At 40.1% G+C, this 7,123-nt stretch carries 7 protein-coding genes and 1 pseudogene; 3 read left to right on the top strand and 5 right to left on the bottom strand.

What is annotated here, in order from left to right; genetic code table 11:
- The coding region (locus FTU36_RS16125; protein ID WP_141192749.1) for a transposase domain-containing protein at positions 1–95 on the top strand (95 nt) is incomplete at its 5' end.
- Between the two features lie 524 nt (positions 96–619).
- On the opposite strand, the gene apbC is transcribed toward FTU36_RS16125, so the two are convergent.
- On the bottom strand, positions 620–1,894 hold the full coding sequence (gene apbC / locus FTU36_RS16120; RefSeq protein WP_180118547.1) for an iron-sulfur cluster carrier protein ApbC: 1,275 nt from the start codon (positions 1,892–1,894) through the stop codon (positions 620–622).
- A gap of 660 nt (positions 1,895–2,554) precedes the next feature.
- Between apbC and FTU36_RS16115 the strand changes: the two genes are divergently transcribed.
- Entirely contained in the window at positions 2,555–2,893 is a 339-nt protein-coding gene (locus tag FTU36_RS16115) for a hypothetical protein (protein WP_180107320.1), read from the top strand.
- Positions 2,894–2,942: 49 nt separating this feature from the next.
- Here FTU36_RS16115 and FTU36_RS16110 read toward each other — a convergent pair whose 3' ends face one another.
- Both FTU36_RS16110 and FTU36_RS16105 read right to left on the bottom strand, forming a co-directional pair.
- Positions 2,943–3,341 (bottom strand): hypothetical protein, encoded by a 399-nt coding sequence (locus FTU36_RS16110; protein ID WP_168379312.1) that lies wholly within the window; start codon positions 3,339–3,341, stop codon positions 2,943–2,945.
- Positions 3,342–3,586: 245 nt separating this feature from the next.
- Positions 3,587–4,381: a hypothetical protein gene (locus FTU36_RS16105; protein ID WP_180118549.1), complete on the bottom strand. Its 795-nt coding sequence runs from the start codon at positions 4,379–4,381 to the stop codon at positions 3,587–3,589.
- Between the two features lie 171 nt (positions 4,382–4,552).
- Between FTU36_RS16105 and metG the strand changes: the two genes are divergently transcribed.
- Positions 4,553–6,613: a methionine--tRNA ligase gene (gene metG, locus FTU36_RS16100; RefSeq protein WP_180118545.1), complete on the top strand. Its 2,061-nt coding sequence runs from the start codon at positions 4,553–4,555 to the stop codon at positions 6,611–6,613.
- A 117-nt stretch (positions 6,614–6,730) separates the two neighbouring features.
- Here the strand turns inward: metG and FTU36_RS16095 are convergent, their stop codons facing one another.
- Positions 6,731–7,021, bottom strand: coding sequence for a hypothetical protein (locus FTU36_RS16095; RefSeq protein ID WP_180118543.1), 291 nt, complete (start codon positions 7,019–7,021; stop codon positions 6,731–6,733).
- Positions 7,018–7,123, bottom strand: a pseudogene (locus FTU36_RS16090) (IS5/IS1182 family transposase); the annotation flags it as partial. The gene FTU36_RS16095 and the pseudogene FTU36_RS16090, both read right to left, overlap by 4 nt.

The raw sequence follows: 7,123 nt of genomic DNA, 5'->3' as shown, positions 1-7,123 counted from the left end.
CCTATTTAAGTGATGTGCTGAAAAGGTTGCCGACACATAAAGTGACTCAGATTGAAGAATTACTGCCACATCGCTGGAAATCCAACTCAAATTAAAAAATAGGCATGGGGTTCAGCGGACGCTTACATTAAAAAGCCCGGTAATTACCGGGCTTTTTAATTTCTTAGACTAAGGCGTACCCTCATTTGATGGGTGGGTTTTAATGACTTCAAATAATATTTAAAATAATTTGTTCCCCTATATTTTTTCAATGCTAAGCCCCTTGTAACAGAGGAGATTTGGCAAAAAATCTAAGACACAATGCGTTTGTACAGTTACTGCCGTTCAGAGAATTGATCCTAGCCAAAATAATAGAAATATCGTGAAAGCTATTTTGTAAAAACTAAGTACAAACGCGACATCCTTTGATATGCCTCAAGAATTTTATCCTTAGCAGACGGCTTATAATCGCAGGAAAATAAGAAATTGTGCAAATCGTTTTTTAGATGTGTAATTCATAGACATCGTTGAATGTCTAAAGTTCAGTACTCATAATTTTCAAACACTCCCAATACCACGTTATAAAAAATCTGGCACGAGGCCAGATTTTAATACGATCAACTTAAATTTCAGTTCACCCTTAGAAAATACGGTTTTTATCTTTTTCAGCCTGAGGTAATGCATCTGCAACTTTTTGTGCAATCGCCATGTAGCTTTCAGCAGCATCATCACCTGCTATCACAGATGGTTTCCCTGCATCGGCATTTTCACGAATTTGTACGTTCAGCGGTAAACGACCTAAGAGCGGAATGTCGTATTGGGCTGAAAGTTGGTCGCCACCACCTGTACCAAAGATTTGCTCTTCATGCCCACAGTTCGAACAGATGTGAGTCGACATATTTTCAACCACGCCCATCACGGGAATATGTACACGATTAAACAACTCAATGCCTTTGGTCGCATCCATTAATGCAACATTTTGTGGTGTCGTCACAATCACAGCACCTGTCACCGGTATACGCTGTGCAAGCGTCAACTGGATATCACCTGTGCCTGGTGGCATATCAATGACCAATACATCCAGATCAGGCCATAAAGTTTGGTTAAAGAGCTGCATTAACGCCCCCGTCGCTTTCGGCCCACGCCAAGCCACAGGGGTATTGTTATCACCTGTTAAATGGCCAATCGATAAGACTGCCAAACCATAAGCTTCAATTGGTACAAATTGTTCAGCTTCAATCATAGGCGTACGGCCTGCATTGCCGAGCATCGTTGGAATACTTGGACCATAGATGTCTGCATCTAATACCCCAACCTTTAAACCCAGCTGTTGTAATGCGAGCGCCAAGTTCACAGTGGTGGTCGATTTACCCACACCGCCTTTACCAGATGACACCAAAATGACATTTTTAATGCGTTGATGTTTCGGCACATCACGTTGCAGAGGTGCCGCTTTTTGAATTGGTGGATTGTTTGGATCTTCTTCAGCCTTGGCTTGAGTAGCAGATGCATCCACAACAGGTGGCAGATTACTCGTAGTAGACTTTTGCTCAGTTTGTTCATTAGCTTTAGGCTGTGTTGAACAGCTTTCACCTTCTGCATGGTGATGACCGCAACCACCCGATGTATGTCCAGTCTTTTGCTGAATCACGTGCATATTTAATTCTGTGATGCCACATTTTTCCAATGCATCGGCCAAATCATCATGGATTTTTTGTAAGTCATCGGCTTCTGAAGGAAAGGTATTAATCGTGATCTGTAAGATCTGACCTTGCACATTCACCTGAGTAATACGGTCTTTTAAGGCATTATTCGAATTGGGAAGTACATAGTTTTGTAAAACCTGTTGGATTTCCTCCTCTTTCACCTCTTGGGAGGGTGAAAACACAGATTTTAGAGAAGAAAGCCACGACATTATGTTGTCTCCAAACAGGAACATCAAAAGATAATAGCGATAGTTTACCTGTTCATCTGCCACAGAGTAAGAGGGAGATGAATGACTTATCCCTATAAGCTTATAAAGTTGAGTAACTGATGTTACGCACCTAAAAGTAATTTCGCATTTTAAAAATGATTTTTAAGTCTATTCAACGGAGTCTTATATCTAGGGTTTGAATAAAGAGATTAGCCTTCGGCTGGAGGTACTTTTGTTTTGGCAAAAGTACCCAAAACCATTGTCATCCGCAAAACTCGTTCACTAGCGTCAAATTATTCAAAGTATCGCAAAACCATTTTTGATTAGAAGGAGTCCTGTCTCAAACACTTGCGGATGACCTTACCGCGTATCATTCTTTTATTTGAAGCAAACGGTGCGTCTGATGTTACTGCGTAACATCAGTGAGTAATTTAGTCAGCTTTCAAACAAGTTTTAAACGTGCGCCACTTAATAATGCTCTTGTAGTTGATCTATGCGGCTAAACCAAAGCCATTAAATTTTAAATTGATTACATTTCAATCATACATTTTCAGCGTAATTTCAGTCTATATTTCAATCGGTTCAATAGAATAATCATAGCGATGGATGTGCAATCTAAAGGCACATTTTGTGCTTTTAATTTTAAAAATGGGGAAAACTATGTATCAGAAGACTAACTATAACAAGTCTGTGTATAAAACGACTTTATGCGCCTTGATGCTCCTGACTTCAGCAGCCTATGCAGAAATTGCGACTGAAGCCATTCAAACACCTGACCGACAAACTGTGGCGATTGGTGATAGCCTCGATCTCATGCGCTCGCGTATGCAAGCTTCTCCGATGAAAATGGTGTCTTATCCGCTGCAAGAGAAAAATCAGCCTGCAAAATTGGCGGTAGATTACACCTATGAAATTGCCAATATGCGCTACGTGATTACCGTAGTCGATGATCAAGTCAAAAATATTAAGACTGAAAATTTAGATGGATTAAAGCAATAAAACCTAAAAAAGCCGCTCAAGATAGAGCGGCTTTTTTCATTAGACCCAATTAAGCTTGGTCATCTTTTTTAAACTTATGCAGTGTGTCAGAGGCTTTCTTTTTTAACTCGTCAAATTTCTCTGTCGCCTGCACCTTCAGTTCATCAAATTTTTCGACAGCCTCATGTTTAAGTTCAGCTGCTTTGACTTTGGCTTCATCAAATTTATGACTCGCTTCTGCTTTTAACTGCTCTAGACGGTCTTTGGTTTCTGCATGCTGTTCTGCATGTTCATGTTTGGCCTCATTTAAGGCTTTTTCACCCTCAAGCTTGAGCTCTTCAACTTTATGCTTTGCACCATCGAGTGCTTTTTCGCCTTCTAGTTGCGCCTCTTTGGCCTTGAGTTGTATGTCATCACCGAGTTCTGATGCTTTATTTTTTAAATCATTTAATGTGCTTTCTGTTGTCATCTCGCTCACCCTGTTCTCAGTTATTGTCTAACAACAATAGTTATAACGCGATTTGAAGCAGATACCTGAAATAGACGCATTTAGAAACAAATCAACCACAGGAAAACGCCATGTGATTGCCTATTTTCACAATGGCTTGATACAAATATGTATGGTCGATTTTACTCTAAGCTTTTAATTTTAAAGGATGATGTTATGCAAAGAGACCAATGCCACTCCTATGCATTGATCTCTTGAAATTAAACTTATTTGCTGACCGTACTCATAAAGCTCACTGCGGAAAACAGCCAAATAAACAGGATGAAACTCCGTCCCTGATTAAAATGCGCGACATCGGTACCATGCAAAATATTATGGCGGGTCATCGCTACGGTAGAGCTGCTATCCATTTGATAGGCCGCCAATTCGGCAAAATACGGATTCAACTCATTAGCGATTTTAGATTTGTGCCACAGGCTTTTAATTTCACTGCCTTTAAGCCCCGGTACAATTTTGTAGACATCGACAAATTTAGTGCCATTTTGATTTAAGAAACCCGTTTGAATCAACACGTCCGTCAAGATGCCTTCAAGCTGTGCATATAACACAGGGATACAGCCTGTATGGATGTCTAATTTATACAGTTTAAACGCATCTAGAAGTACCTGACGGCGCTGTGCTTTATGTTCACCAATATTCAAAGCATCAAAGGCTTTCAACATTTCAGTTTGGAAAAACTTGCTATTAATGACATTCAGAAAATCAAAGTCTGCATCATTTTCATGTTGATGAAGCAGTTGCCAAAAATACAATAAATTTAAAGCATCATTCGCTACTTTCATTTCTATAGGCTGATCTAGTTCATCGGCCAAAATATCGAAATAAGGCTCATCTTGTGCCAAATGACGCAGGGTTTGAATCAGTAAGGCATGCTCATCTGCAGAAATCTGTTCTAAATATTGCTGCGCATCTTTAATAATGTGATGCCCCAATTTATGACGCTGTTCATTTTGAGGAATACGAGTGATTGGCTGATCGTCTTCATAGTCATCTTCATACATGGGCTTGTTACTCTTAGGCATCACAGTTATGCCCTATTATCACTGTAATTGTGTCAGCAATATAGATTTTTTTACTTTTGCAAAGATTTCACCTATTCCCTTGTGCAAGTACTGGCTATCTCATGTAAAATTACAGCCCATTGCATAAATACGAATGAGAGAGTCATATCCGTGCGTAATATTTTAGTTACTAACGCCCTTCCATACGCGAATGGCCCAATTCATATGGGTCATTTACTCGGTTATATCCAAGCTGATATTTGGGTTCGTGCCATGCGTGCAATGGGTCATAACGTGACTTATGTATGTGCGGATGATGCTCACGGCACAGCGATTATGCTACGTGCGGAAGCCAATGGTATTTCGCCTGAACAGCAAATTGCCAATGTTCAAAAAGAACATGAGCGTGATTTTGCTGGCTTTAGAGTTGACTTTGACCATTACGACTCAACTAATAGCCCTGAAAACCAAGCACGCGCTTCTGAGATTTACATTAAGAACCGTGAAGCGGACAACATTGCGGTACGCCCTGTGACGCAATTGTTTGACCCTGAAAAAGCAATGTTCTTGTCTGACCGTTTCATTAAAGGCACATGCCCGAAATGTAAAGCGGAAGACCAATACGGCGACTCATGCGAAGTGTGTGGTACAACATACAACGCAACTGAATTATTAAATCCAAAATCGACTTTAAGCGGTGCGACACCTGTAGAGAAATCTTCAGATCACTACTTCTTTAAACTGCCAAACTTTGGTGAATACCTGCAAAAATGGACACGTGACGAAGGTCGTCTGCCTGTGTCGATTGCCAACAAACTCGATGAATGGTTTGAAGCAGGTCTGTCTGATTGGGACATCTCACGTGATGCGCCTTACTTCGGTTTTGAAATTCCAGATGCGCCAAACAAATACTTCTACGTTTGGGTTGATGCGCCAATCGGCTATATGTCGAGCTTTGAAAACTACATCAAGACCAAACGTCCTGACCTAAGCTTTGACGATTACTGGAAAAAGGATTCTCAAAATGAAGTCTATCACTTCATTGGTAAAGACATCGTTTACTTCCACGCGTTGTTCTGGCCTGCAATGCTTGAAGGTGCAAACTACCGTACCCCAACAAGCTTATTCGTCAATGGTTTCTTGACTGTAAACGGTCAGAAGATGTCTAAATCTCGCGGTACGTTCATTAAAGCGGAAACTTATTTAGAGCATTTAAACCCTGAATACTTACGTTACTACTTCGCGTCGAAGCTTTCTGACAAAGTTGAAGATTCTGACTTAAATCTTGATGATTTCGTTCAGAAAGTAAACTCTGACTTGGTTGGTAAAGTCGTGAATATCGCAAGCCGTTGTGCGAAATTCATCAACACCAAATTTGATAACAAACTTTCTGCAACGTGTGCAGAGCCAGAATTGGTACAAAGCTTTATTGATGCAGGTGCATCAATCGCTGCTCAATATGAAGCACGTGAGTTCTCTGCAGCCATCCGTGAAATCATGGCGCTTGCAGATAAAGCCAACCAATACATCGACGAGAAAAAGCCGTGGGCACTTGCGAAAATTGAAGGCGAAGAACAGCAAGTACATGACGTGTGTTCAGTAGGTATTAACCTATTCCGTCAATTGGCTGTGTACCTTGCACCAGTACTTCCTACATTGGCAGCAGAAGTTCAAAGCTTCTTAAAATTAGACTCTTTCGACTTTGCTTCAGGCAAAACGATTTTGGTGGATCATGAAATTGCTCAATTCCAACCATTGATGCAGCGTGTAGACCCGAAAGCGGTTGCTGCAATGGTCGATGCGTCTAAAGACTCTTTAGCTGCGCCTGCTGAAGCACCAAAAGCGGAAAAGAAAAAAGAGAAGAAAGCTGCTGAGAAAAAGCCTGAACCTAAAGTCGGTGAAGCTGAAATTATTGGCATTGAAGACTTTATGAAAGTTGACCTACGTGTGGCTGAGGTATTAGAAGCTGCTCACGTTGAAGGTTCTGACAAGCTGCTTCAATTGACTTTAAATGTCGGTGAAGCCGAGCCACGTAACGTGTTTAGCGGTATCCGTGAGTTTTACCAACCTGAAGACTTAAAAGGCAAACTTGTGGTGATGGTGGCAAACCTTGCACCACGTAAGATGCGTTTTGGTATTTCTAACGGTATGGTTTTAGCTGCGGGTAATGGCGAAGGTGTTTGGGTAATTTCACCTGAAACTGGTGCTAAAGCTGGTGATAAAGTTTCTTAATTTTTTAGATTAAGATAAGAAAAGCCTCTACGTTGTAGGGGCTTTTTTATGCCTAAAAGTTCCCTCTCCTTTTAGGAGAGGGTTAGGGAGAGGTCTTCTTATAAATTTGAGATGATTTTATTCATTAGTTCTAATATTTTGAATTAATTCATATATAGCTTCTTGATCTGCTTTAGGTGCAACTAAAGATGGCTTAAAAACACCATCCATTATCATTTGATATTCAGCATTTAATAGCTTTTGATCCAACCAATTAAGATTCAAGTTTAACCATTGAACTAATTCAATAAAATCTTCTGCTAAATCATGTCCAACCTTTTCAATTAAATGTGTTCTTAAGTCAATTGGATACAAATTATTTTTAGCTTTTGTTAATACGTCAAATATTAGATTTCTTTCATAAGTCATTTTTCACTCAGCTCCAAGTTATAAATTCCAGCAATTAGATTGAATCTTAATGCTAGTCTTTTGCCTCGATTGCGATATCGCTCAGCAAGAATTTTGAAGGTT

This window comes from Acinetobacter sp. YH12096 (assembly GCF_013419215.1).
Classification (GTDB): domain Bacteria; phylum Pseudomonadota; class Gammaproteobacteria; order Pseudomonadales; family Moraxellaceae; genus Acinetobacter; species Acinetobacter amyesii.
This window is presented reverse-complemented; position numbering and strand designations above follow the sequence as displayed.

What these genes read in the sequence shown, in the direction of transcription:
- apbC (WP_180118547.1), bottom strand. Translation starts at nt 1,894, where the DNA reads ATGTCGTGGCTTTCTTCTCTAAAATCTGTGTTTTCACCCTCCCAAGAG.
- FTU36_RS16115 (WP_180107320.1), top strand. Translation starts at nt 2,555, where the DNA reads ATGTATCAGAAGACTAACTATAACAAGTCTGTGTATAAAACGACTTTA.
- FTU36_RS16110 (WP_168379312.1), bottom strand. Translation starts at nt 3,341, where the DNA reads ATGACAACAGAAAGCACATTAAATGATTTAAAAAATAAAGCATCAGAA.
- FTU36_RS16105 (WP_180118549.1), bottom strand. Translation starts at nt 4,381, where the DNA reads ATGTATGAAGATGACTATGAAGACGATCAGCCAATCACTCGTATTCCT.
- FTU36_RS16095 (WP_180118543.1), bottom strand. Translation starts at nt 7,021, where the DNA reads ATGACTTATGAAAGAAATCTAATATTTGACGTATTAACAAAAGCTAAA.